We start from the raw sequence: 24,882 nt of genomic DNA, 5'->3' as shown, positions 1-24,882 counted from the left end.
TGCTCGCGAATGCGGACTGACTTTCGACACAATTGTCGAGTGTGATGACCTCTTCGCGAGCAAGCCCGCTCCCACAGTGGATTTATGGGGCAAATGGAATTTGTGCCCACATTGGATTCCGGGTGACTGTTTACTAGTCTGAATCACCGGATATGCCCTGATTCAGGGCCGCTTAGGGATATCGACCATGCAATGGATTTTCATGCTGACAGGGCTGGTGCTCGGCTGGATGCTCGACGAGTCATTCAGTGATGCACTGCTGGGCGCATTACTCGGATTGGGTATCGGCCAGGCCATTCGCATTGCTCGCCTGGACCTTCGGGCAGTCGAGCAACAGCGTGTGCTACAGGCGGTCGAACAACGGCTGGCAGCGCTCGAAGCATCGGGCGTCAAGGCGCCGGAAAGCCGCGAACCGCTGGTATCACCTGAAATCCTCCTTGAAGAAGCCCCTGCGGCTACCCCGGAATTGATCTGGGAGCTGCCACCCGAACTCGAGCCGATCCCCGCAGCGGCCAGCGAAATCAGTCGTCCGACTATCGATGCCTGGAAATCCGAGACGACCGCTCGCCAAGCGCAACCGCCTGTCACACCGCGTGGCCCGAATCTCATCGAGCGCGCGATCAGCTGCGCCCGGGCCTGGCTGTTCGGCGGCAATACCGTGTTGCGGGTCGGCGTGGTGTTGCTGTTCCTCGGCCTGGCCTTTCTGCTGCGCTACGCCACCGAAGGCATGGTGGTGCCGCTTGAATTGCGTTACGCCGGCGTAGCGGCCGCAGCATTGGGCTTGCTCGGATTGGGCTGGTGGTTGAGGGCCCGCAACGGCAGTTACGCATTGATCCTGCAAGGCGCCGGGATTGCCGTGTTGTACCTGACGGTGTTTGCCGCGATGCGCCTGCATCCGCTACTCGATCCTTCGGCGGCGTTCGGCCTGCTGGTGGCGGTGACCGTCTGTTCGGCGATCCTCGCCATTACCCAGGACTCCCTGGGGCTGGCCGCAGCTGCCGCACTGGGTGGATTCGCCGCGCCCATCCTGGCCTCCACCGGTGCCGGCAGCCACGTCGCGCTTTTCAGCTACTTTGTCCTGCTTGACGCCGGCATCCTCGTCATCGCCTGGTTCAAGGCCTGGCGGCTGTTGAATGTCATCGGGTTCACCGGCACCTTCGGCATCGGTTTCGCCTGGGGCCTGCGTTCCTACTCGCCCGAGTTGCTCTGGAGCACCGAGCCGTTCCTGATTGTGTTTTTCCTGATGTACCTGGCCATTGGTCTGCTGTTCGCCCGGCGCAAGCTGATGGAGCTGAGCGATCCGCCGGCAGAGGGCAGTCGTGAAGCGCTGCTGCAGTGGTCGGCGCGCAAGGGTGACTACGTCGACGGCACGCTGCTGTTCGGCCCGCCGCTAGTGGGTTTCGGCTTGCAGTTCGCACTGGTACAGCATCTGGAGTTCGCTGCGGCGTTCAGTGCCTTGGCGCTGGGCATGATCTACATGGGGCTCGCCCGTTGGCTGATGGTCGGTCGCACCGTGTTATTGGGGGAAACCTGCCTGGCCTTGGGCGTGATCTTCGCCAGCCTGGCGATTCCGCTGGGGCTCGATGCACGCTGGACGACGGCGGCGTGGGCGGTGGAAGGCGCGGGGATCTTCTGGCTCGGTCTGCGCCAGCAAAGGCCCTTGGCCCGGGTCTTTGCCTTGCTGCTGCAATTGGGGGCGGCGCTGGCATTTCTCGGCGAGTTGCACAGCAGCGAGAACAGCCTGCTTGGCGGTGTTCCGTTAGGCGCGCTGCTGTTGGGCGTCGCGTTGCTGTTCAGCTTCTACCAATTGCGTAAAGCCTTGCCGGAACAGATCAGGCCTTGGGAGCTGAAAGGCCTGCCAGTCCTGGCTTGCCTCGGGCTGGCGTTTCTCTATTTGCTGGCACCGTTGTTTTTCTTCAGTCACGGTACGGTGATCAGTTGGGCCTTGGCCGGGGCGCTGACGTTGCTTGCGGGATTGCACCTGGCATCGCGCACGTTCGTGTACACCGCGCTTGCTGTGCAATTGTTGGGTGGCGCGCTGTTCCTGACGACAGGACCGTTGTTCAGTGACGACCCGCGCGCCCTGGCCCATGGCGGGTTCTGGGCGCCGCTGATGCTGGGGCTGGCTGCGATGGTCGGGGCCTGGCGTTTGCAGGTGGGGCATGCGCGTGGAGCGCTGGCGGGGCCGAGTCTGTCGCTGTTGTCCCAGGCGCTGCTGGTGTGGGGCGCAGGCTGGTGGGCGTTGGCCTGGGTCATCGACGTGCTGCATTTTGCGCCGTTGCCGGTGCAGGCGACCTTGTTGTTGAGCATCGCCGCCGCGAGTGTTGCGCTGTGGACGGTATTGGCGCTGCGCCTGAGTTGGCCGTCATTGGGAGTGCTCTGCACGGTGTTGATTCCAGCGGCGGCGCTGGTGCTGCTCGCGGCCTGGCACCCGCGTTATCACCCGGCGGCCAACTTCGGCTGGCTGGCGTGGGCTGCGGTGTTCGTTGTGCATTTCATGTCCCTGCGACGCCTGGCGACCATGCTGCCGGCGCTCGTGCCAAGCGTCGCCCATGTGCTCGGCTGCTGGCTGTTGATGGGGGTGCTGGCTCTGGAATTGCGTTATGGCTTGCTGGTGTTGTCCGAGCAATACAACGCCTGGCGCTGGCTGGGCTGGGCGATTCTGCCAAGCCTTTATCTGGTTTTGGCGGCGGCACCTCGTGCGTGGCCGTGGCCAGTGTCGACGTATTCGCGGCAATACCGTGTATACGCTGGCGCACCGCTGGCTTTGCTGATGCTCGGCTGGTTCTGGCTGGCGAATGTCGCCAGTGACGGCAACGCCGAGCCACTGCCCTACGTGCCATTGATCAACCCGCTGGAACTGGGCCTGTTGTTTGCGTTGTTCGGTGTCTATGTCTGGTCCCGCAGCGCAATGACACAACTGGCGGTCCCCGAGCATTACGCCACTAAAATCACGCAAGGGGTCGCTGGTGCCTCGCTGTTCCTGTTCTTTACCGCCTTGGTCATGCGTACGGCGCACCACTGGAGCGGGGTGCCGTTCGAGTTGGGTCCGTTGCTGGAGTCGATGCGTGTGCAGGCCGGCCTGTCCATCGTCTGGACCTTGATGGCCCTGAGCCTGATGATCGGCGGCCATTTGCGTCGCCGCCGTGAAGTCTGGCTGATCGGTGCTGCCTTGATCGGTGTGGTCGTGGCCAAGCTGTTCTTTATTGAATTGAGCAATCGCGGCGGGCTGGCGCGAATCGTGTCGTTTATCGGAGTCGGCGTGTTGCTGCTGGTGGTGGGCTATTTCGCCCCGCTGCCACCCAAACGCGCCGAAGCTGTGCCGGATACCGAGAAACCGGCCCCGGAATCCGAAGGAGTGTCGTCTTGAGTCAGAAGCTGAAGCTGAAGCTGGGTTGGCTGGGCGTTGTTGCAATGGGTGTTGTGTTGTCAGCGGTTGCCCAGGAAAAACCGGCGGACTTCACCTCCCAGGTGCCCTTGGCGGTGGCGGGCGAAGGCCCTTGGTATCGCCTTGAACTGCCCCTGAGCGTACAACTGAATGCACGGCAGGCTGACCTGAGCGATGTGCGTGTGTTCAATGCCGTGGGCGATGTTCAGGCTTATGCCTTGGCCCGGGAGTCGGCGCAGAGCCGCGAAACCCGCACCTTGAACGAGGTGAAATGGTTTCCGTTGTACAGCTCGGTGGATGCGCCTGAAACTGCGCCGGGCGTGCGGGTGCAATCGAACACCAATGGCACCTTGGTCGAGGTGCAGCCCTCCAGCCAGCTGGAGCCGGGTGAGGAGGAGTTGCGCGGCTGGTTGCTCGACGCGTCCGCGATCAAGGCGCCGTTGCAGCAATTGATTCTCGACTGGACCAGCGAGCGCGACGGCTTCCAGCGTTTCACACTCGAAGCCAGCGACGATTTGCAGCATTGGCAATCCTGGGGCGAAGGGCAGGTGGCGCGCCTGAGTTTTTCCGACGAGCGGGTCGAGCAGCATGAAATCGGCCTGCCGGGCCAGCCGGCGCGCTACTTGCGATTGCTGTGGATCACGCCGCATTCGGCACCGACACTGACCTCGGCGCAACTGCAAAGCAGCAGTACCCGCAGCCTGCCGTTGCCGTTGGTCTGGTCCCAGGCGTTGGCCGGCAGCAGCGTGAAGGCGGGTGAATACACCTGGCAGTTGCCGATGGGGCTGAACGTCGAGCGAGTGCAGATCGAGTTGAGTCAGCCCAACAGCCTGGCGCCGGTGAGCCTGGCCGGTCGGCGCGACAGCAGCCTGCCATGGCAGTCGCTGGGCAACGGTCTGCTCTATCGCCTGACCCAGAACGGTCAGGATGTGGTGCAAAACGAATTGCAGTTGTCAGGGCAAATCGTCCAGCAATTGAAACTGACCGTGGACGAACGCGGCGGCGGCCTGGGTGATCAGGCACCGATGCTGAAGTTTGCCGTGCGCGCCACGCAATTGGTGTTTCTGGCGCGTGGGCCAGGGCCTTACACCCTGGTCGTGGGGAGTTCGACGGCGAAGGCGGCGAACTTGCCGCTGTCGACGCTGATTCCGGATTACAGCCCGGCGAAGCTCGCGACCCTGGGCCGGGCCATGGTGGATGTCGGGGCGGTGGCTGCGAAGCCGTCGACAGGCACCACGACTGCGCCGATCGACACCAACTGGAAAAAATTCGGCTTGTGGGCGGTGTTGTTGCTCTGCGTGGTGTTCCTGGTGGCGATGGCGTTCAGCTTGCTGCGCAAGCCGCCGGTCAAACCCTAGGCTTGCCCGCGATAGCGGTATATCAGTCAGTAAAAAATGCTGATATGACCGCTACTTTCCGGCTCGCACCCAGCCCTTTTCCATCTACGCTCATCCCCGCACATGAACTCTCTTCAGTCGATCACGTCTGATAGGAGGAAATGCGCCCCGACTCGCGCTAAACTGCGCGGGTTTTTAGCCCCCCCATTCCACCGGAGCCGTCCATGTCCCGCGTTACCTTGAGTCGCTATTTGATTGAGCAGACCCGCAGCAACAACACTCCTGCCGATCTGCGCTTCCTGATCGAAGTGGTGGCGCGTGCCTGCAAGGAGATCAACCACGCCGTGTCCAAAGGCGCCCTGGGTGGCGTTCTGGGCAGCATGGGCACTGAAAACGTCCAGGGCGAAGTGCAGAAGAAGCTCGACGTGATCTCCAACGAGATCCTGCTCGAAGCCAACGAATGGGGCGGTCACCTGGCCGGCATGGCGTCCGAAGAAATGGACAACGCCTACCAGATCCCGGGCAAATACCCGAAAGGCGCCTACCTGCTGGTATTCGACCCGCTGGACGGTTCGTCGAACATCGACATCAACGCCCCGGTCGGCACCATCTTCTCTGTGCTGCGTTGCCCGAACGAATACCTGAGCCAGAACGAGCCCTTGAATGAAAAGGCCTTCCTGCAGCCAGGTACCCAGCAAGTAGCCGCCGGTTACGCGATCTACGGTCCGCAGACCATGTTGATCCTGACCCTGGGCGACGGCGTGAAAGGTTTCACCCTGGACCGTGAAATGGGCAGCTTCGTACTGACTCACGAAAACATCACCATTCCTGAAGCCACCCAGGAATTTGCCATCAACGCATCCAACCAGCGTCACTGGGAAGCACCGGTACAGCGCTACGTCGGCGAATTGCTGGCAGGCGATGAAGGCCCGCTGAAAAAGAACTACAACATGCGCTGGGTCGCTGCGATGGTCGCCGACGTGCACCGCATCCTGACCCGCGGCGGTCTGTTCATGTACCCACGCGACAGCCGCGAGCCATCCAAGCCGGGCAAACTGCGCCTGATGTACGAAGCCAACCCGATGTCGTTCCTGGTGGAACAGGCGGGCGGCGCATCCACCGACGGTCACCAGCGCATCCTCGACATCCAGCCGGAAGGCCTGCACCAGCGTGTTGCGGTGTTCCTCGGTTCGAAAGAAGAAGTTGCCCGCGTCACGGCTTACCACAAGGAATAAACCATGACCGCGCCCTGGCAGCCGTTGCTTGATTGGTGGTTCGGAAGCTCCGGATCGGCGAGCGAAGTGGCGGCGCAGAAGGGCAGGTTATGGTTCGGCAAGCGCGACAGCCAGGACCTCGAAGCGCGCGAGCGTTTCGGGGACTGGACCGAGCAGGCACTGGCCGGCGGATTGACCGAGTGGATGCAACGTCCCGAAGGTTGGCTGGCCCTGGTGCTGTTGCTCGATCAAATCCCGCGAATGATCTTTCGCGATACTCCCAAAGCCTTTGCAGGCGACCTCCGGGCGCAGAAGCTGGTAGCCCAAGGCATTGCCGCAGATTTCGACCGGCAATTGCAGCCGATTCAGCGGGTATTCATCTTCCTGGTGTTCGAGCACAGCGAAAACCTCGCGGTGCAGAACGAAGGCGTCTCGCGCTACCTCGAACTGGTGGAGCGGCAGCCGGAGGCTGATCGGGCACTGTTCAGCGATTACCTGGACTATGCCGAGCGGCATCAGAAAGTGATTGCGCAGTTTGGACGGTTTCCGCATCGCAATGCGGTGTTGGGGCGGGAGTCTACGGCTGAGGAATTGGAGTTTCTGTCGAAACCCGGTTCAAGGTTCTAGCTCTTCTTTGCGGCCGATGCCGTCTTCGCGAGCAAGTCCGCTCCCACAAGGGATTCGTGAACGACACAGATCCACTGTGGGAGCGGGCTTGCTCGCGAAGAGGCCCGAGAGAGCAATCAGATCCTGAAACTACCCACCAACTGCTTCAACCGCGCCGCCTGCTGCTCAAGATCGGCACACGCTCGCAAGGTCGACTGCAGGTTCTCCACACCCTCCTGGTTCAGCGTGTTGATCTCGGTGATGTCGACGTTGATCGACTCCACCACGGCCGTCTGTTCTTCAGTCGCGGTGGCGACCGACTGGTTCATGCCATCGATCTCACCGATGCGCTGGGTCACGCTGCCCAGGCGCTCACCAGCCTGGTTGGCGATACCAACGCTGCTTTCGCTCTGACGCTGGCTGTCGGTCATGATGCCCACCGCTGCCCGGGCGCCGACTTGCAGCTCTTCGATCATCGTCTGCACTTGCTGCGCCGAGTCCTGGGTGCGGTGAGCGAGGTTGCGCACCTCATCGGCCACCACGGCAAAACCACGACCGGCTTCACCGGCCCGCGCTGCTTCGATGGCGGCGTTGAGTGCCAGCAAGTTGGTTTGCTGGGAGATGCTGGTAATCACTTCCAGAATCTGTCCGATGTTGACCGTGTTGCTGTTGAGGGTTTCGATGTTGCCGCACGAATCGCTGATCTTGGCCGAAAGCTGCTGCATCGCCGCGATGGTTTTATCCACCACCTGTTGGCCGTCTTCGGCCAGGCTGCGGGCATCGCTGGAATGTTGCGAAGCCAGGGCGGCGTTCTGGGCGATTTCCTGGGCGGCGGCCCCGAGCTGGTTGATGGCCGCTGCCACGCTGCTGGTGCGCGAGGCTTGCTGGTCGGAGTTGTACATCGACGAGTTGGAGGCTGCGACCACGCGCAACGCCACCTCGTTGACCTGGCCGGTGGCCGAGGACACTTCGATGATCGAGGCATGGATGCGCTCGACGAAGCGGTTGAAGGACAGTCCCAGCGCACCGAATTCGTCGTGGCCGTGAATGGTCAGGCGTTTGGTCAGGTCACCTTCGCCTTCGGCGATGTCGTGCATGGCGCGGCCCATGGTCAGCAGCGGCTGCATCAGCAGGCTGATCAGCATGCCCAGCAAGGCGATGATGATCACCACGGCAATCACCATGGCGATGATTGCCGAGGTGCGGAATTCGCTGAGCATCGAGAACGCCGTTTCCTGGTCGAGCACCAGCGCCACATACCAGTCCGCCGATGGCACGCCGTTGACGTGGGTGAAAGAGATGAACTGGCGCTTGCCGTCGATCTCGACTTCTTTCATGCCCGCGCTGACTTTGGGTGTGTCGCCCGGATAGGCCTCGGCCAGGCTCTTGAGCACCAGCTTGCTGTCGGGGTGAATCAGGATCTTGCCGTCGGCACCGACGATGAACGCATGACCGTGGCCGCCGAAGTTCAACGAATTGATGATCGCGCTGACGCTGGACAGGTCGATGTCGGCGCCGGCGACGCCGATCATCTGGCCCTGGTGCTGCACCGGGGTGGCCACGGTGATGACCAGCTTGCCGGAAGACGCGGCAATGTACGGTTCGGTGACGATGCTCTGTTGGGCGCTATTGGCCGCCTTGTACCAGCCACGGGCGCGTGGGTCGTAGTCCGCCGCGCGGTTGCCCGCCGGGACCGAGAACATTACGCCGTCGGCGCCACCGAAGTAGCTCAGCTGGAAATTGCCGGTGTAGGCGGGCAGGTCGATGATCCGTTTCAGGCCAGCGGGAGCATTACCATCGGCGGTGATCTGTTGGGCCATCGACTGTAGCAATTGCATGCGGCTTTCCAGCCAGGTCTTGATGTTGCTGGTGGTCAGGCTGCCGAGTTCCTGCATCGAGGCTTCGGTGCTGTTGCGCAAGGTTTCGCGCTGGCGATAGTCGTTGAACAGGATGAAACAAGCGAATGCGACAGCCACCACGAGGGCGGCAGCCAACAAGATCTTGTGGCTGAACTTCATGTTTCTGGTCATGGGTGAGCTACCGCAGAGGGTCAGGTCTACAAAAGGGGGGAGCAAATGCCAACGACGTGGCTTTGCGTTGCATGTATGTCGACTGAACGGCGCCAAAGATTAGGCAGATTTGCTGAAAAACGACGAAATGCTCGATTAACAAGGGAATTGGTTGATTTTCGGCAAAAGGTAGACGAGTGGCCCGATAAATAGCCTGCCGGGCACGGAACCACACAGGGGTTTTCTCTTCTAAGCTTCAGCTTGGCAGCCATGCCAATCCCTTACGCCCCCCCGGAGTTTCACCATGTCGTTGCGTTCCATCGCCCTGCTTTCGTTCTGTGTGTTGCTGGCTGCCTGCAGCAAGGTCAATCAGGAAAACTACTCGAAGCTCTCGTCCGGCATGGCCAAGGCCGATGTGGAAACCCTGTTGGGCAAACCCGCCGATTGTTCAGGCGCGCTCGGCATGTCCAGTTGCACCTGGGGCGACAAGAACAGCTTTATCAGCGTGCAGTTCGCCGGTGACAAAGTGCTGATGTTTTCCGGCCAAGGCCTGAAGTAAACCGGGGCGTTTGCCCGCGGGAGAAAAATAATGAAGCAGTTATTGATCATCCTTTTCGCCGGCCTGATGTTGGCCGGTTGTGCCACGCCTGGCCAGGATCCATTGGCCCCCAAGACTGTCAAAAGCGTCAACCTCAAGCGCTACCAGGGCACCTGGTACGAGCTGGCCCGCATGCCGATGTACTTCCAGCGCGACTGCGCGCAATCCGAAGCCCATTACACGCTCAAGCCTGACGGCAACATTGCCGTGTTGAACCGCTGCCTGACGGCGCAGTGGCAATGGGAAGAGGTCAAGGGCACGGCTTATCCACAGGAGCCCGGCAAGAACGACAAGCTGTGGGTCGAATTCGATACCTGGTTCTCCAGGCTGATTCCGGGTACGGCGAAGGGTGAATACTGGGTGCTGTACGTCAGCGATGACTACAAGACCGCCATTGTCGGGGATCCAAGCCGCAAGTATTTGTGGTTGTTGTCGCGCAGCCCGACCGTGAACGGTGTGGTGCGTGAGGAGTTGCTGAGCAAGGCGCGTCAGCAGGGTTACGACACCACGCGGCTGATCTGGCGGGCGTCGGAACAGCAGATGGCCAAGACCTCGGACTGACCGTACAAACCCTTGTAGGAGCGAGCTTGCTCGCGATGGAGTGTCAGTCGACGCCAAGGCGCCTGATACACCATCGCGAGCAAGCTCGCTCCTACAGTATTGTTTCGGTGTCAGCCTAGAAGGTCGTGCAGTACCTGGGTGAACGCACGGCTGCTTTCTTCTTCGCCGGCATGCCGCCCATCCCGCACCACCCACTGGCCATTGACCAACACATCCCGCACCTGACGATCGCCGCCGGCAAACAGCCAACGATTGAGAATTCCGTCGCCGCTGGCTGTCGCCAGATACGGATCGTTGCCGTCGAGCACCAGCCAGTCGGCGCGCTTGCCGACTTCCAGTGCACCAATCGGCTGACCCAGCGCCTGAGCACCGCCGTCCAGCGCTGCATCGAACAACGTGCGGCCGACCATTGGCTGATCCGCGCCATACAAACGATTACGCCGCTGGTCGCGCAGACGCTGGCCGTATTCCAGCCAGCGCAATTCTTCCACCACGCTCAATGACACATGGCTGTCGGAACCGATACCCATGCGGCCGCCCTGGGCGAGGAAATCCACCGCCGGGAAAATCCCGTCCCCCAGGTTGGCTTCGGTGGTCAGGCACAGGCCGGCGATGGCGCGACTCTTGGCCATCGAGGTGACTTCTTCCGGGTTGGCGTGAGTCGCGTGGACCAGGCACCAGCGCTGATCGACGTCGATGTTTTCGTACAGCCATTGCAGCGGGCGACGACCGCTCCAGGTCAGGCAGTCGTCGACTTCTTTCTGCTGTTCGGCGATGTGGATGTGCACCGGGCATTGCTTGTCGCTGGCCGCCAGCACTTCGCTGATCTGCTGCGGCGTGACCGCGCGCAGCGAATGGAAGCACAGGCCCAGGGCCTGCGCCGGCTGTTGCGCCAGGACCGGTTGCAGGCGCGATTGCAGCTTCAGGTAGTTTTCCGTGCTGTTGATAAAACGGCGCTGACCGTCGTTCGGCGCCTGGCCACCGAAACCGGAGTGACTGTAGAGCACCGGCAGCAGGGTCAATCCGATACCGGCGGAACTGGCAGCCTGGCTGATACGCAGGGCCAGCTCGGCCGGATCCGCGTAAGGCTGACCATTGCTGTCGTGATGCACATAGTGAAATTCTGCGACCGAGGTGTAACCGGCCTTGAGCATTTCGATGTACAGCTGACGAGCGATGACGCCGAGTTGCTCCGGGCTGATTTTTCCGACGAGACGATACATCAGGTCGCGCCAGGTCCAGAAACTGTCGTTCGGATTGCCTGCCACTTCCGCCAGCCCGGCCATGGCCCGCTGGAAGGCGTGGGAGTGCAGATTCGGCATGCCCGGCAGCAGCGGGCCGCTCAACCGCTCGGCGCCATCTGCATGGGAATCGGCCTGGATATGGGTCAATACGCCGTCGGCGTTGACCTCAAGACGTACATTGTTGGCCCATCCACTAGGCAGCAGCGCGCGTTCGGCAAAGAAGGCGGACATGGTTCAGCACCCCATCGTGTGTTATTTGTATATACATATACAGACGTTTGCCTGCCCGGTAAACTCCGGCAAGCTAGCAATCTCTTTTCAACGAACAAGGATTAACCGTGCCGACTCCGCCTCCAGTCTCTCCGTTGGCCGCGAACATGGGCGACAGTCCGGCGCCCTTGTACGCCCGCGTCAAACAGATGATCACCCAGCAAATCGACAGTGGAAACTGGCCGCCGCACTACCGCGTGCCGTCGGAAAGCGAGCTGGTCAGCCAGCTGGGCTTCAGTCGCATGACCATCAACCGCGCGCTGCGCGAGATGACTGCCGACGGTCTGTTGGTGCGCATGCAAGGCGTCGGCACATTCGTCGCCGAGCCGAAAAGCCAGTCCGCACTGTTCGAAGTGCACAACATCGCCGACGAAATCGCCTCTCGCGGTCATCGCCACACCTGCAAGGTCATCACCCTTGAAGAAGAGGCCGCCGGTTCCGAGCGCGCCCTGGCCCTGGACATGCGCGAAGGGCAAAAGGTGTTCCACTCGCTGATCGTGCATTTCGAAAACGATATTCCGGTGCAAATCGAAGACCGTTTCGTCAATGCGCTGGTGGCGCCGGACTACCTCAAGCAGGACTTCACCCTGCAAACGCCATACGCCTATCTGAACCAGGTCGCGCCACTGACCGAAGGCGAGCACGTGGTCGAGGCGATCCTGGCCGAGCCGTCCGAGTGCAAGTTGTTGCAGATTGAAAAGGGCGAGCCGTGCCTGCTGATCCGTCGCCGCACCTGGTCCGGTCGCCAGCCGGTGACCGCCGCCCGCTTGATCCACCCCGGTTCCCGTCATCGTCTGGAAGGTCGGTTTCACAAATGAATGAGCTGAAAGTTTTACGCGCCAAGGATTACCCGCGCATGCCGTGGAAAAACGGCGGCGGCAGCACCGAAGAAATCACCCGCGATGCCGGCACCGGCCTGGATGGCTTCGGCTGGCGCCTGTCGATTGCCGACATCGGTGAATCGGGCGGGTTTTCCACGTTCGCCGGTTACGAGCGGATCATCACCGTGTTGCAGGGCGACGGCATGACCTTGTCGGTTGACGGCCAGAGCACGCGGCCACTGTTACCGCTGGACCCGTTTGCCTTCAGTGGTGAAAGCAAGGTTTCCTGTACGTTGCTCGGCGGTCCGATTCGTGACTTCAACCTGATCTACGCACCGCAGCGTTACAGCACGCGGTTGCAATGGCTGAGCGGTGAGCAGCGGTTTTTCAGCGAGGCCGGGACTGTGCTGGTATTCAGTGTCAGCGATTCGCTTGAAGTGAAGGTCGGTAACAGTGCTTCACAACTGGGTCGCCATGATTGCCTGCAACTTGTCGGTAACACTGGCCTGCTGGAAGTCACCAGCAATGCTGCCTGCTGCGTGATTGAACTTTCTGCACGCTGATACACCATCCCTGTAGGAGCGAGCTCGCTCGCGAAAAAACCAAATTCGCCGCTGGGCATCTGGTTCTACGCGTTATCGTTCACGACCATCGCGAGCAAGCTCGCTCCTACAGGGAGCGTGGTTTGCCCGCGATGTTGTTTTATCCCTCAGATCGTTTCCCTCCGCGCACCACTTTGTTACCGAACGCCCCAGCGTGGCGCAAAACCACGCTCAAGTAACAACCCGCCTATCCTCCAAAAAAACCCCTCGAAAAATTTCATCTACGCCAAAACCCTTGTTCCAGGCGCTCTGCAGCCATTTCAGAATTTTTCTTGAATGCTCATCCAGCAAGTTGGCCGCTTGATTGCATATGCTTGTATGTACAAGTAAAGACGTATGTGTATGAGTCGCGAGGACTCAACCATCGTCCACTGATTCGCCGGTGTGCACTGATGCCCATTGGCTTGCTCGCCCACTGCCTGGGTTGGTTTGGATTGATTGCTGAGGAGTTCTTTTCGTGACTGACAATAAACCTACTAAGTTTCGTGACGTTGAAATCCGTGCTGCCCGCGGTAACAAGCTGACCGCCAAGAGCTGGCTGACCGAAGCGCCGCTGCGCATGCTGATGAACAACCTCGATCCGGAAGTTGCCGAGAACCCTAAAGAACTGGTGGTTTACGGTGGTATCGGTCGTGCGGCACGTAACTGGGAATGCTACGACAAGATCGTCGAAAGCCTGACCAACCTGAACGACGACGAGACCCTGCTGGTGCAATCCGGCAAGCCGGTCGGCGTGTTCAAGACCCACAGCAACGCCCCGCGCGTGCTGATCGCCAACTCCAACCTGGTACCGCACTGGGCGAGCTGGGAACACTTCAACGAACTGGACGCCAAAGGCCTGGCCATGTACGGCCAGATGACCGCCGGCAGCTGGATCTACATCGGCAGCCAGGGCATCGTCCAGGGCACCTACGAAACCTTCGTCGAAGCCGGTCGCCAGCACTACAACGACAACCTGACCGGCAAGTGGGTACTGACCGCTGGCTTGGGCGGCATGGGTGGCGCTCAGCCACTGGCTGCAACCCTGGCCGGCGCTTGCTCGCTGAACATCGAATGCCAGCAGGTCAGCATCGATTTCCGTCTGAAAAGCCGTTATGTCGACGAACAAGCCAAAGACCTCGACGACGCGCTGGCCCGCATCGCCAAATACACCAAAGAAGGCAAAGCGATTTCCATCGCCCTGCTGGGCAACGCGGCAGAAATCCTGCCGGAACTGGTCCGTCGCGGTGTGCGTCCGGACATGGTCACCGACCAGACCAGCGCCCACGACCCGCTCAACGGCTACCTGCCGGCTGGCTGGACCTGGGAAGAGTACCGCGCTCGTGCCAAGACCGAGCCGGCAGCTGTGATCAAAGCAGCCAAGCAATCGATGGCCGTGCACGTCAAGGCGATGCTGGAATTCCAGAAGCAAGGCATCCCGACCTTCGACTACGGCAACAACATCCGCCAGATGGCGCAAGAAGAAGGCGTCGAAAACGCATTCGACTTCCCTGGCTTCGTACCGGCCTATATCCGTCCACTGTTCTGCCGCGGCATCGGTCCGTTCCGTTGGGCGGCACTGTCGGGCAACGCTGAAGACATCTACAAGACTGACGCGAAAGTAAAAGAACTGATCCCGGACGACGCCCACCTGCACAACTGGCTGGACATGGCTCGCGAGCGCATCAGCTTCCAGGGTCTGCCGGCACGTATCTGCTGGGTTGGCCTGGGCCTGCGTGCCAAGCTGGGTCTGGCGTTCAACGAAATGGTGCGCAGCGGTGAATTGTCTGCGCCAATCGTGATCGGTCGCGACCACCTGGACTCCGGTTCGGTATCGAGCCCGAACCGTGAAACCGAATCGATGCAGGACGGTTCCGACGCCGTGTCCGACTGGCCACTGCTCAACGCCCTGCTCAACACCGCGAGCGGCGCGACCTGGGTATCCCTGCACCACGGCGGCGGCGTCGGCATGGGCTTCTCCCAGCACTCGGGCATGGTGATTGTCTGCGACGGTACTGACGAGGCGGCCGAGCGTATCGCTCGCGTTCTGCACAACGACCCGGCTACCGGTGTCATGCGTCACGCCGATGCTGGTTACCAGATCGCCATCGACTGCGCCAAGGAACAAGGGCTGAACCTGCCGATGATTACTGGCAAATAACGCCAAACCTGTGGCACCGCTTTACCTGTGGGAGCGGGCTTGCTCGCGAAGAGGCCGGCACATTCAACATCTGTGCTGGCTGATACATCGCTTTCGCGAGCAAGCCCGCTCCCACAAAAAAGCAGTTCCACACAAAGCGGTTTCACAGCAAATACCAATAACAATCCACAGAGGTTGAACCATGGCTGTTAACAGCGAACGTGCAGGCAGCAAACCGTTGATCGAGAAACGCTCGATCGACTACATCCCGGAAGCGGAAAGACACGGTCGTCTGTTTAGCCAGTTCACCCTGTGGATGGGTGCCAACCTGCAAATCACCGCGATTGTCACCGGGGCCTTGGCCGTGGTGCTGGGCGGTGACGTGTTCTGGTCGTTGATCGGACTGTTGATCGGGCAACTGCTCGGCGGTGGCGTCATGGCGCTGCATGCCGCGCAAGGTCCAAAGCTTGGCCTGCCGCAGATGATCTCCAGCCGTGTGCAGTTCGGCGTTTATGGCGCGGCCATCCCGATCGTGCTGGTCTGTCTGATGTACCTCGGTTTCACTGCAACGGGCACCGTGCTTTCCGGCCAGGCGCTGGGCCAATTGTTTGGCGTCAGTGACACCGTCGGCATCCTCCTTTTCGCCAGTGTCATCGTGCTGGTCACGGTGCTCGGTTATCGGGTGATCCATTGGATCGGCCGTGTTGCCAGTGTCATTGGCGTGATTGCCTTTGTTTATCTGTTCAGCCGTCTGATGAGCCAGGTTGACGTTGGCGCACTGTTGCAAATCCGCCACTTCAGCTGGAGCAGTTTCTTGCTCGCGGTGTCGCTCGCGGCATCCTGGCAGATCGCCTTCGGCCCTTATGTGGCTGACTATTCTCGCTACCTGCCGAGCAAGATTTCCGCGGTGAAAACTTTTTTTGCCGCGGGCGCAGGTTCGGTCATTGGTGCGCAGGTGGCAATGGTCCTCGGCGTGTTCGCTGCCGCTTCGGCCAACGGGCAATACGCCGGCCACGAAGTGGCCTACATCGTTGGTCTGGGTGGTACCGGTGCCACCGCTGCGCTGCTGTACTTCAGCATCGCGTTCGGCAAGGTCACCATCTCCACGCTGAACTCCTATGGCAGCTTCATGTGCATTGCGACCATCATCAGCGGTTTCCGTGGTGACCTGAAGGTAACGCGCTTGCAGCGTCTGGTCTTCGTGCTGGTCATCGTCGGTGCTGCGACCCTGATGGCGTTGCTCGGACAGCACTCGTTCCTCGGCGCGTTCAAGTCTTTCATCCTGTTCCTGCTGGCGTTCTTTACCCCTTGGAGCGCGATCAACCTGGTGGACTACTACTGCATCACTCGCGAGCGCTATGACGTACCGGCTCTGGCCGATCCGAATGGTCGCTACGGTCGTTGGAACCTTCTCGGTATCAGCGTCTATGTGTTCGGTGTGCTGGTGCAACTGCCGTTCATTTCCACCAAGTTCTATACCGGTCCGCTGGTGGCGGCCCTGGGTGATGTGGATATTTCCTGGGTCATCGGTCTGGTGCTTCCCGCCGCCCTGTATTACGTATGCGCAAAAAAATGGCACGGCACAGTGCCTGATCGTTTGATCCTGCCGGTCGAGCAGGGCGCGATCACCGAACAAAAGCTGAATGTGGGTCGCGCTGCGGCGCAGGCCTGATTGGACGTGGACAGGGCTGGATGCCTCTTGACTGCCGTAAGCCAATTCATGATTAGGAGCGTCACTACAATGAAATCGAACAAGACCCTGCTGACCACATTGCTTTCCATGGGCCTGCTGGCCAGCGCTGGCGCCACTCAGGCGGCGGGTTGGTGCGAGTCGGGCAAACCGGTGAAATTTGCCGGCCTGAACTGGGAAAGCGCCATGCTCCTGACCGACGTGCTGCAAGTCGTGCTGGAGAAAGGCTACGACTGCAAGACCGACAGCCTGCCGGGCAACTCCATCACCATGGAAAACGCCCTGAGCAGCAACGACATCCAGGTGTTTGCCGAAGAGTGGGTCGGCCGCAGCGAAGTCTGGAACAAGGCTGAGAAGGCCGGCAAAGTCGTCGGTGTCGGCGCGCCAGTGGTGGGTGCCGTCGAAGGCTGGTACGTACCGCGCTACGTGATCGAAGGCGATGCCAAGCGCAAGCTGGAAGCCAAGGCGCCAGACCTGAAAAACATTGCTGACCTGGGCAAGTACTCGGCGATTTTCAAGGACGCCGAAGAGCCCTCCAAGGGCCGTTTCTACAACTGCCCGGCTGGCTGGACCTGTGAGCTGGACAACAGCGAAATGCTGAAAAGCTACGGTCTGGAAAGCACCTACACCAACTTCCGCCCAGGCACCGGCCCGGCGCTGGATGCCGCCGTACTGTCGAGCTACAAGCGTGGCGAGCCGATCCTGTTCTACTACTGGTCGCCAACCCCGCTGATGGGCCAGGTCGACGTGGTGAAACTCGAAGAGAAGCCGGGCGTGGACAAGACCGTGACCATCAAGGTCGGCCTGTCCAAGACCTTCCACGACGAAGCCCCGGAACTGGTGGCCGTGCTGGAAAAGGTCAACCTGCCGATCGACCTGCTGAACCAGAACCTGGGACGCATGACCAAAGAGCGGATCGAGTCGCCAAAACTGGCCAAGATCTTCTTGAAGGAACATCCTGAAGTCTGGCACGCATGGGTGAGCGACGACGCAGCCAAGAAAATCGACGCGGCCTTGTAGGTTGGGCCTCTCCGACTGCCGGTAGCGGCAGTCGGATGCTTGATCGCAACCCCTTGATTGAGAGTCTCTTATGTTTCCCGAAAGCTTTACCTTTTCCATCGCCGACTGGGTCAACAGTTGGGTCGATTCGCTGGTCACCAACTACGGCGACGTGTTCCGGCACATCTCCGACACCCTGTTGTGGGCAATCGTCAATCTTGAAGGCCTGCTGCGCGCAGCGCCCTGGTGGCTGATGCTGGCTATCGTGGCGGGCGTGGCCTGGCACGCGACCCGCAAGGTCGTGACCACGGCGGTTATCGTCGGCCTGCTGTTCCTGGTGGGTGCGGTCGGCCTCTGGGACAAGCTGATGCAGACCCTGGCGCTGATGATGGTGGCGACGATCATCTCGGTGCTGATCGGCATTCCGCTGGGCATTCTCTCGGCACGCAGCAATCGCCTGCGTTCGGTGCTGATGCCTTTGCTGGACATCATGCAGACCATGCCGAGCTTCGTGTACCTGATCCCGGTGCTGATGCTGTTTGGCCTGGGCAAGGTCCCGGCGATTTTCGCCACGGTGATCTACGCCGCACCACCGCTGATCCGCCTGACCGATCTGGGCATTCGCCAGGTCGACGGTGAAGTGATGGAAGCGATCAACGCCTTCGGTGCCAACCGCTGGCAGCAACTGTTCGGCGTGCAACTGCCGCTGGCCCTGCCGAGCATCATGGCCGGGATCAACCAGACCACCATGATGGCCCTGTCGATGGTGGTGATCGCCTCGATGATCGGTGCCCGTGGTTTGGGTGAAGACGTGCTGGTGGGGATTCAGACCCTCAACGTCGGACGTGGTCTTGAAGCCGGTCTGGCGATCGTGATTCTGGCTGTGGTGATCGACCGCATTACACAGGCGTATGGTCGCGCACGGCATGAGGTGAGCAAATGAACAACGCAACCGTGAGCAAGATCGAAGTCAAGAACGTCTTCAAGATTTTCGGCAACCGCGCCAAGGATGCGCTGGCCATGGTCGGCCAGGGCAAGACCAAGGACCAGGTACTGGCCGAAACCGGCTGCGTGGTCGGCGTGAACGACCTGTCGCTGAGCATCGGTAGCGGCGAGATCTTCGTGATCATGGGCCTGTCCGGCTCCGGCAAGTCGACCCTGGTGCGCCACTTCAACCGCCTGATCGACCCGACCAGTGGCGCGATCCTGGTGGACGGCGTGGACATCCTGCAATACGACATGGAAGCCCTGCGCGAATTTCGTCGGCGCAAGATCAGCATGGTGTTCCAGAGCTTCGGCCTGTTGCCGCACAAGACTGTGGTGGAGAACGTCGCCTACGGCCTGAAAATCCGTGGCGAAAGCAAAGCCATGTGCGCCGAGCGTGCTCTGCACTGGATCAACACCGTGGGCCTCAAGGGCTACGAAAACAAATACCCGCATCAGCTCTCCGGCGGCATGCGTCAGCGTGTGGGCCTGGCCCGCGCCTTGGCGGCGGACACCGACATCATCCTGATGGACGAAGCGTTCAGCGCCCTCGACCCGCTGATCCGCGCGGAGATGCAGGATCAGTTGCTGGAACTGCAAAAGACCCTGCACAAGACCATCGTCTTCATCACCCACGACCTCGACGAGGCCGTGCGCATCGGCAACCGCATCGCGATTCTCAAGGACGGCCGCCTGATCCAGGTCGGCACGCCGAGAGAGATCCTGCATTCGCCGGCGGATGAGTATGTCGACCGCTTTGTGCAGCGTCGGGCGGCGGTGGTTTAAAGAGATTTGCAGTGTTTGAGCTGGCCTCTTCGCGAGCAAGTCGAATCGTCGCACCGCCGCTCCCACAGTTGATCGCATTCCAATGTGGGAGCGGGCTTGCTCGCGAAGGCGGCGGTAGAGCTGCATCAATATTCAGGTTGTACGCACGAGGTTAATGATGTCCCAGGCTGAAAAAATCGTTATCACCGAGGCGCAGGTCACTTGGCGGGATGTGGTCGCCGTGGCGCGTCATGGCGCACAGCTTGAGCTGTCGGCGCCGATCTGGGCACGTATCGAAAATGCCCAGGCCATCGTCCAGCGCATCGTCACCAGCGGCGAACGTGCCTACGGCATCAACACGGGCCTGGGCGCGCTGTGCAACGTCTCGCTGCAGGACGAACAACTCAGCCAGTTGTCGCGCAATACCTTGCTCAGCCACGCCTGTGGCGTTGGTGCGGTATTGAGCGACGAGCAGACCCGCTCGATCATGTGCGCGGCCATCGTCAACTACAGCCACGGTAAATCCGGCCTGCACCGTCAGGTCGTCGAAGCACTGCTGGCACTGCTCAACCGTGGTATCACCCCGCAAGTGCCGTCCCAGGGTTCCGTGGGCTACCTGACCCACATGGCGCACATCGGCATCGCGCTGCTGGGTGTTGGCAATGTCAGCTATCGCGGTCAGGTGGTTTCCGCGCAGCAGGCCCTCGCCGAAGAAGGCCTGCAACCGGTTCGCCTCGGTGCCAAGGACGGTTTGTGCCTGGTCAACGGTACGCCCTGCATGACCGGCCTGAGCTGCCTGGCGATTGCCGATGCCACGCGCCTGCTGGAATGGGCCGACGTGATCGGTGCAATGAGCTTCGAAGCCCAACGCGGTCAGATTGACGCGTTCGACGCCGAGATCATTGCACTCAAGCCGCACCCGGGCATGCAACAGGTCGGGATCAATCTGCGGGCCTTGCTCGACGGCAGCGAAGTGATCGCCCAGAGCAAAGGCATTCGCACGCAGGATGCCCTGAGCATTCGTTCGATCCCGCAGGTGCACGGCGCCGCTCGCGACCAATTGGTGCACGCGACCAAGCAAATCGAAACCGAACTCAACGGTGCCACCGACAACCCGCTGGTGCTGGGCACCGCGGACAATTACCGCGTGGTGTCCCAGGCCAACCCTCATGGCCAGTCCGTGGCAATGGCGGCGGACCTGCTGGCGATTGCCATGGCGGAAATCGGCTCCATCGCCGAGCGTCGCCTGGACCGTTTGATCAACCCGCACGTCAGTGGTCTGCCGGCCTTCCTGGTGGCCAACCCGGGGGTAAACTCGGGGATGATGATCGTGCAATACGTGGCGGCTTCGCTGTGTGCGGAGAACCGTCAACTGGCGCAACCGGCGGTGCTGGATAACTACGTGACTTCAGGCCTGCAGGAAGATCACCTGAGCCTGGGCACTAACGCCGCGCTGAAGCTGCACCGCGCTCTGGAAAATTGCACGCAGATCCTCGCCATCGAGTACCTGCTGGCGGCCCAGGCGTTCGAATTCCTCAAGGAACAACGTTTTGGCGCCGGCACCGATGCGGCGTGGCGTCTGCTGCGCGAGCGGGTTCCTGCCTACGACCAGGACCGCTGGCTGGCACCGGACATCGCCGCTGCTGCGGGCGTTTTGAAAGACCCGGCCTTGCTGCAGAAAGCTTTGCCGTATTTGAACTGATTTCCACACAACACCAACGTGCCAAGGCGCGGCTCCCCAAAAGGCAGACGCGACGGACAACGGACAACTCCGGAGCGTCTGGTGAGTTAATGACAACTCTCAAAAGGAGCACAAAATGACTGCGCTAAACCTGATCCCCGGCCAACTGAGCCTGACCCAACTGCGTGACGTCTATCAGCAGCCGGTGAAACTGACCCTCGACCACAGCGCTGCGGCCCAGATCGAGGCCAGCGTGGCCTGCGTGGAGCAGATCCTCGCCGAGAACCGCACCGCCTACGGGATCAACACCGGTTTCGGCCTGCTGGCCTCGACCCGCATCGCCAGCGAAGACCTGGAAAACCTGCAGCGCTCGCTGGTGCTGTCCCACGCCGCCGGTGTTGGCCAGCCGATCAGCGACGAGCTGGTGCGCCTGATCATGGTGCTCAAGGTCAACAGCCTGAGCCGTGGTTTCTCCGGCATCCGCCGCGTGGTGATCGACGCGCTGATCGCCCTGATCAATGCCGAGGTGTACCCGCACATACCATTGAAAGGCTCGGTCGGTGCGTCCGGTGACCTGGCGCCGTTGGCGCACATGTCGCTGGTGCTGCTGGGCGAAGGCAAGGCGCGTTACAAGGGCGAGTGGATGGAAGCGACCGAAGCGCTGAAAGTCGCCGGCCTGACCCCGCTGACCCTGGCCGCGAAAGAAGGCCTGGCCCTGCTCAACGGCACCCAGGTGTCCACCGCGTTCGCCCTGCGCGGCCTGTTCGAAGGTGAAGACCTGTTCGCCGGTGCCCTGGCCCTCGGCGGCCTGACCGTTGAAGCGGTGCTGGGTTCGCGTTCGCCGTTCGACGCGCGCATCCACGCCGCCCGTGGCCAGAAAGGCCAGATCGACGCCGCCGCCGCTTACCGCGATCTGCTGGGCGAGCGCAGCGAAGTCTCCGACTCCCACGAAAACTGCGAAAAGGTCCAGGATCCGTACTCCCTGCGCTGCCAGCCGCAAGTCATGGGCGCCTGCCTGACCCAGTTCCGCCAGGCCGCCGAAGTGCTGGCCATCGAAGCCAACGCCGTCTCGGACAACCCGCTGGTGTTCGCCGCCGAAGGCGACGTGATCTCCGGCGGCAACTTCCACGCCGAGCCGGTGGCCATGGCCGCCGACAACATGGCCCTGGCCATCGCCGAAATCGGTTCCCTGAGCGAGCGTCGCATCTCGCTGATGATGGACAAGCACATGTCGCAATTGCCGCCGTTCCTGGTGGCCAACGGCGGCGTGAACTCCGGCTTCATGATCGCCCAGGTCACCGCGGCGGCCCTGGCCAGCGAGAACAAGGCGCTGTCCCATCCGCATTCGGTGGACAGCCTGCCGACCTCGGCCAACCAGGAAGACCACGTCTCGATGGCCCCGGCGGCCGGCAAGCGCCTGTGGGAAATGGCCGAGAACACCCGCGGGATTCTCGCCGTGGAATGGCTGGCGGCGGCTCAGGGCCTGGACCTGCGCAACGGCCTGAAGACCTCGCCGAAACTGGAACAGGCCCGCGCCATCCTGCGTAACGAAGTGCCGTTCTATGAGAAGGACCGCTTCTTTGCACCGGACATCAATGCGGCGACTGAGTTGTTGGCTTCGCGCTGCCTGACCGAGCTGGTTCCAACCAAGTTGCTGCCGAGCCTGTAAGGCCCCCTCCTGTAGGAGCGAGCCTGCTCGCGAAAAACGCCTGGGCAACGCGGGCATTCAGGCAGGGCGCGTTATCGTTGAGGACCATCGCGAGCGGGCTCGCTCCTACAGTGGATTGTGTAAACCCTGTGGGAGCGGGCTTGCTCGCGAATCGATTTAGAAATTTGTGGAGACTAAGGGATGAAAATCCTCTGGCAACACTGCCACGTCGCAACCATGGCGCAAGGCGTCTATTCGATTATCGAAGACGCGGCCATCGTGACGTCCGGTGCGCTCATTGAGTGGATCGGCCCGCGCGCTGACCTGCCGGCGGGCGAGTACCCGGCGGTCAACGATTTGAACGGGGCCTGGGTCACGCCGGGCCTGATCGACTGCCACACCCATACGGTGTTCGGCGGTAACCGTAGCGGCGAATTCGAAAAGCGCCTGCAAGGTGTCAGCTACGCGGAAATCGCCGCCAGCGGTGGCGGCATCGCCAGCACCGTGCGTGCCACCCGTGCGGCCAGCGAAGACGAATTGTTCGCCAGCGCCGCCAAGCGCCTGAAAAGCCTGATGCGCGATGGCGTCACCAGCATCGAAATCAAGTCCGGCTACGGCCTCGACCTGGCCAACGAACGCAAGATGCTTCGCGTCGCCCGACGTCTCGGTGCCGAACTGCCAATCAGCGTGCGCAGCACCTGCCTGGCCGCTCACGCCTTGCCGCCGGAATACAAGGATCGCGCCGACGACTACATCGATCACATCTGCGCTGACATGCTCCCGGCCCTGGCCGCCGAAGGGCTGGTCGACGCTGTGGATGCGTTCTGCGAATACCTGGCGTTTTCCCCGGCGCAGGTCGAACGCGTATTCATCACCGCTCAGAAACTGGGCTTGCCTGTGAAGCTGCACGCCGAGCAGTTGTCGTCGCTGCACGGTTCGAGCCTGGCAGCGCGTTACCACGCACTGTCCGCCGATCATCTGGAATTCATGACCGAAGACGACGCCATCGCCATGGCCGAATCTGGCACCGTCGCGGTATTGCTGCCGGGAGCGTTCTACTTCCTGCGCGAAACCCAATTGCCGCCAATGGAAGCCCTGCGCAAGCACGGCGTGAAAATCGCCATCGCCAGTGATCTCAATCCGGGTACCTCGCCGGCGCTGTCATTGCGCCTGATGTTGAACATGGCCTGCACCTGTTTCCGCATGACTCCGGAAGAAGCCTTGGCCGGTGCAACGATTCACGCCGCTACCGCGCTGGGCATGGCCGACACCCACGGCTCGCTGGAAGTCGGCAAGGTCGCGGATTTCGTGGCCTGGCAAATCGAACGTCCGGCCGACCTGTCGTACTGGCTGGGCGGCGACCTGGAAAAACGCGTCGTGCGTCACGGCGTCGAGACAAGTCTGTAGGAGAGCAACTGTGGATAAGGTTCTGAACTTCAAACAAGGCCGCGTACCGTTGCTGATCAGCATGCCCCACGCCGGTGTGCGCCTGACTCCGGCGGTCGAGGCCGGGTTGATACCTGACGCGAAAAGCCTGCCGGACACCGACTGGCACATCCCGCAGCTTTATGACTTCGCCGCTGAACTGGGCGCCAGTACCCTGGCCGCCGAATACTCGCGATTCGTCATTGACCTGAACCGTCCATCCGACGACAAGCCGCTGTACGTGGGCGCGACCACCGGCTTGTACCCGGCCACGCTGTTCGACGGCGTGCCATTGTTCCGCGAAGGCCTGGAACCTTCGAAAGAAGAGCGTGCGACCTATCTGGAACAGATCTGGACGCCGTACCACAGCACCTTGCAGCAGGAACTGGCGCGATTGAAGGCCGAGTTCGGCTATGCGCTGCTGTTCGATGCGCACTCGATCCGCTCGCTGATTCCGCACCTGTTCGACGGCAAACTGCCGGACTTCAACCTCGGCACCTTCAACGGCGCCAGTTGCGATCCTCAATTGGCGACGCAACTCGAAGCGATCTGCGCGCGTCATGACAATTACACCCACGTGCTGAACGGACGCTTCAAGGGCGGCCACATCACCCGCCATTACGGCAACCCGGCCGAGAACATCCACGCCGTGCAGCTGGAACTTGGTCAGTGCACCTATATGGAAGAGTTCGAGCCGTTCCGTTATCGGGCGGATCTGGCGCAGCCGACGCGGGTGGTATTGAAGGAACTGCTGCAAGGCTTGCTGGCCTGGGGCGAAAAACACTACAACGCATAACCCCTGTAGGAGCGAGCTTGCTCGCGAAAAACGTCAGGTCAACGTGTGCATTCAGACAGCCCGCGTCATCGTTGTCCTCCATCGCGAGCAGGCTCGCTCCTACAAGTCGCCACCGTGCAAAACAC

Annotated in this window: 19 protein-coding genes and 1 pseudogene; 17 read left to right on the top strand and 3 right to left on the bottom strand. The window is 61.3% G+C overall.

The genetic code is table 11. From position 1 onward, the window contains the following. Positions 1 to 187 precede the first annotated feature (187 nt). From ACEN8Q_RS21640 to ACEN8Q_RS21625, 4 genes are all read left to right on the top strand, one after another. Positions 188 to 3,370 (top strand): DUF2339 domain-containing protein, encoded by a 3,183-nt coding sequence (locus ACEN8Q_RS21640; RefSeq protein ID WP_413703720.1) that lies wholly within the window; start codon positions 188 to 190, stop codon positions 3,368 to 3,370. Between the two features lie 44 nt (positions 3,371 to 3,414). Then, a complete protein-coding gene (locus ACEN8Q_RS21635; RefSeq protein WP_413423473.1) occupies positions 3,415 to 4,746 on the top strand; it encodes a DUF3999 domain-containing protein in 1,332 nt (443 codons plus the stop codon). Positions 4,747 to 4,949: 203 nt separating this feature from the next. Further along, entirely contained in the window at positions 4,950 to 5,960 is a 1,011-nt protein-coding gene (locus ACEN8Q_RS21630; protein WP_015093094.1) for a class 1 fructose-bisphosphatase, read from the top strand. A gap of 3 nt (positions 5,961 to 5,963) precedes the next feature. Next, positions 5,964 to 6,566 (top strand): DUF924 family protein, encoded by a 603-nt coding sequence (locus ACEN8Q_RS21625; protein ID WP_413703719.1) that lies wholly within the window; start codon positions 5,964 to 5,966, stop codon positions 6,564 to 6,566. Positions 6,567 to 6,682: 116 nt separating this feature from the next. On the opposite strand, the gene ACEN8Q_RS21620 is transcribed toward ACEN8Q_RS21625, so the two are convergent. Both ACEN8Q_RS21620 and ACEN8Q_RS21615 read right to left on the bottom strand, forming a co-directional pair. Further along, complete coding sequence (locus ACEN8Q_RS21620) at positions 6,683 to 7,447, bottom strand: methyl-accepting chemotaxis protein (RefSeq protein WP_404942359.1); 765 nt, start codon at positions 7,445 to 7,447, stop codon at positions 6,683 to 6,685. A 90-nt stretch (positions 7,448 to 7,537) separates the two neighbouring features. Continuing rightward, positions 7,538 to 8,563, bottom strand: a pseudogene (locus ACEN8Q_RS21615) (cache domain-containing protein); the annotation flags it as partial. Between the two features lie 295 nt (positions 8,564 to 8,858). On the opposite strand from ACEN8Q_RS21615, the gene ACEN8Q_RS21610 reads away from it, so the two are divergent. Both ACEN8Q_RS21610 and ACEN8Q_RS21605 read left to right on the top strand, forming a co-directional pair. After that, positions 8,859 to 9,113, top strand: a complete 255-nt coding sequence (locus tag ACEN8Q_RS21610; protein WP_008018937.1) for a hypothetical protein — start codon at positions 8,859 to 8,861, stop codon at positions 9,111 to 9,113. A 30-nt stretch (positions 9,114 to 9,143) separates the two neighbouring features. Beyond that, positions 9,144 to 9,713 (top strand): lipocalin family protein, encoded by a 570-nt coding sequence (locus ACEN8Q_RS21605; protein ID WP_413423375.1) that lies wholly within the window; start codon positions 9,144 to 9,146, stop codon positions 9,711 to 9,713. A 110-nt stretch (positions 9,714 to 9,823) separates the two neighbouring features. On the opposite strand, the gene ACEN8Q_RS21600 is transcribed toward ACEN8Q_RS21605, so the two are convergent. Next, a complete protein-coding gene (locus ACEN8Q_RS21600) occupies positions 9,824 to 11,188 on the bottom strand; it encodes a formimidoylglutamate deiminase (protein WP_413703718.1) in 1,365 nt (454 codons plus the stop codon). A gap of 146 nt (positions 11,189 to 11,334) precedes the next feature. On the opposite strand from ACEN8Q_RS21600, the gene hutC reads away from it, so the two are divergent. The 11 genes from hutC to hutG all read left to right on the top strand — a co-directional run bounded on the left by hutC (position 11,335) and on the right by hutG (position 24,757). After that, positions 11,335 to 12,045 carry a histidine utilization repressor gene (gene hutC / locus ACEN8Q_RS21595; protein ID WP_162135916.1) on the top strand — a complete coding sequence of 237 codons (711 nt, stop codon included), beginning with the start codon at positions 11,335 to 11,337 and terminating at the stop codon, positions 12,043 to 12,045. Continuing rightward, positions 12,042 to 12,611 carry a HutD family protein gene (locus ACEN8Q_RS21590; RefSeq protein WP_413703717.1) on the top strand — a complete coding sequence of 190 codons (570 nt, stop codon included), beginning with the start codon at positions 12,042 to 12,044 and terminating at the stop codon, positions 12,609 to 12,611. The genes hutC and ACEN8Q_RS21590 overlap by 4 nt, the downstream gene beginning before the upstream one ends. Before the next feature lie 496 nt (positions 12,612 to 13,107). Continuing rightward, positions 13,108 to 14,790: a urocanate hydratase gene (hutU, locus tag ACEN8Q_RS21585; RefSeq protein WP_008018930.1), complete on the top strand. Its 1,683-nt coding sequence runs from the start codon at positions 13,108 to 13,110 to the stop codon at positions 14,788 to 14,790. Positions 14,791 to 14,971: 181 nt separating this feature from the next. Then, positions 14,972 to 16,441, top strand: coding sequence for a purine-cytosine permease family protein (locus ACEN8Q_RS21580; RefSeq protein ID WP_413423369.1), 1,470 nt, complete (start codon positions 14,972 to 14,974; stop codon positions 16,439 to 16,441). 69 nt (positions 16,442 to 16,510) lie between these two features. Continuing rightward, the gene (locus tag ACEN8Q_RS21575) at positions 16,511 to 17,479 is read left to right on the top strand and encodes an ABC transporter substrate-binding protein (RefSeq protein WP_111286787.1); all 969 of its coding nucleotides are present in this window, start codon (positions 16,511 to 16,513) and stop codon (positions 17,477 to 17,479) included. A gap of 70 nt (positions 17,480 to 17,549) precedes the next feature. Continuing rightward, positions 17,550 to 18,401: an ABC transporter permease gene (locus ACEN8Q_RS21570; RefSeq protein WP_008018927.1), complete on the top strand. Its 852-nt coding sequence runs from the start codon at positions 17,550 to 17,552 to the stop codon at positions 18,399 to 18,401. After that, a complete protein-coding gene (locus ACEN8Q_RS21565; RefSeq protein WP_008018926.1) occupies positions 18,398 to 19,228 on the top strand; it encodes a quaternary amine ABC transporter ATP-binding protein in 831 nt (276 codons plus the stop codon). The genes ACEN8Q_RS21570 and ACEN8Q_RS21565 overlap by 4 nt, the downstream gene beginning before the upstream one ends. Before the next feature lie 157 nt (positions 19,229 to 19,385). Then, positions 19,386 to 20,909, top strand: coding sequence for a histidine ammonia-lyase (gene hutH, locus ACEN8Q_RS21560; RefSeq protein ID WP_413703716.1), 1,524 nt, complete (start codon positions 19,386 to 19,388; stop codon positions 20,907 to 20,909). Positions 20,910 to 21,024: 115 nt separating this feature from the next. Further along, a complete protein-coding gene (gene hutH / locus ACEN8Q_RS21555) occupies positions 21,025 to 22,557 on the top strand; it encodes a histidine ammonia-lyase (protein WP_413703715.1) in 1,533 nt (510 codons plus the stop codon). 180 nt (positions 22,558 to 22,737) lie between these two features. Next, positions 22,738 to 23,943, top strand: coding sequence for an imidazolonepropionase (gene hutI / locus ACEN8Q_RS21550; RefSeq protein ID WP_413703714.1), 1,206 nt, complete (start codon positions 22,738 to 22,740; stop codon positions 23,941 to 23,943). A gap of 10 nt (positions 23,944 to 23,953) precedes the next feature. Next, positions 23,954 to 24,757: an N-formylglutamate deformylase gene (hutG, locus tag ACEN8Q_RS21545; RefSeq protein ID WP_413428250.1), complete on the top strand. Its 804-nt coding sequence runs from the start codon at positions 23,954 to 23,956 to the stop codon at positions 24,755 to 24,757. Positions 24,758 to 24,882: the final 125 nt, after the last annotated feature.

Origin of the sequence: Pseudomonas sp. Pseusp16 (assembly GCF_047324915.1) — a bacterium.
Taxonomy (GTDB): domain Bacteria; phylum Pseudomonadota; class Gammaproteobacteria; order Pseudomonadales; family Pseudomonadaceae; genus Aquipseudomonas; species Aquipseudomonas fluorescens_CD.
The sequence above is the reverse complement of the archived record's forward strand: the minus strand, read 5'-3'. Positions and strand labels throughout refer to the sequence as shown.

Coding starts and splice junctions, on each gene's coding strand:
- ACEN8Q_RS21640 (WP_413703720.1), top strand. CDS start 188: ATGCAATGGATTTTCATGCTGACAGGGCTGGTGCTCGGCTGGATGCTC.
- ACEN8Q_RS21635 (WP_413423473.1), top strand. CDS start 3,415: ATGGGTGTTGTGTTGTCAGCGGTTGCCCAGGAAAAACCGGCGGACTTC.
- ACEN8Q_RS21630 (WP_015093094.1), top strand. CDS start 4,950: ATGTCCCGCGTTACCTTGAGTCGCTATTTGATTGAGCAGACCCGCAGC.
- ACEN8Q_RS21625 (WP_413703719.1), top strand. CDS start 5,964: ATGACCGCGCCCTGGCAGCCGTTGCTTGATTGGTGGTTCGGAAGCTCC.
- ACEN8Q_RS21620 (WP_404942359.1), bottom strand. CDS start 7,447: ATGTACAACTCCGACCAGCAAGCCTCGCGCACCAGCAGCGTGGCAGCG.
- ACEN8Q_RS21610 (WP_008018937.1), top strand. CDS start 8,859: ATGTCGTTGCGTTCCATCGCCCTGCTTTCGTTCTGTGTGTTGCTGGCT.
- ACEN8Q_RS21605 (WP_413423375.1), top strand. CDS start 9,144: ATGAAGCAGTTATTGATCATCCTTTTCGCCGGCCTGATGTTGGCCGGT.
- ACEN8Q_RS21600 (WP_413703718.1), bottom strand. CDS start 11,188: ATGTCCGCCTTCTTTGCCGAACGCGCGCTGCTGCCTAGTGGATGGGCC.
- hutC (WP_162135916.1), top strand. CDS start 11,335: ATGGGCGACAGTCCGGCGCCCTTGTACGCCCGCGTCAAACAGATGATC.
- ACEN8Q_RS21590 (WP_413703717.1), top strand. CDS start 12,042: ATGAATGAGCTGAAAGTTTTACGCGCCAAGGATTACCCGCGCATGCCG.
- ACEN8Q_RS21580 (WP_413423369.1), top strand. CDS start 14,972: ATGGCTGTTAACAGCGAACGTGCAGGCAGCAAACCGTTGATCGAGAAA.
- ACEN8Q_RS21575 (WP_111286787.1), top strand. CDS start 16,511: ATGAAATCGAACAAGACCCTGCTGACCACATTGCTTTCCATGGGCCTG.
- ACEN8Q_RS21570 (WP_008018927.1), top strand. CDS start 17,550: ATGTTTCCCGAAAGCTTTACCTTTTCCATCGCCGACTGGGTCAACAGT.
- ACEN8Q_RS21565 (WP_008018926.1), top strand. CDS start 18,398: ATGAACAACGCAACCGTGAGCAAGATCGAAGTCAAGAACGTCTTCAAG.
- hutH (WP_413703716.1), top strand. CDS start 19,386: ATGTCCCAGGCTGAAAAAATCGTTATCACCGAGGCGCAGGTCACTTGG.
- hutH (WP_413703715.1), top strand. CDS start 21,025: ATGACTGCGCTAAACCTGATCCCCGGCCAACTGAGCCTGACCCAACTG.
- hutI (WP_413703714.1), top strand. CDS start 22,738: ATGAAAATCCTCTGGCAACACTGCCACGTCGCAACCATGGCGCAAGGC.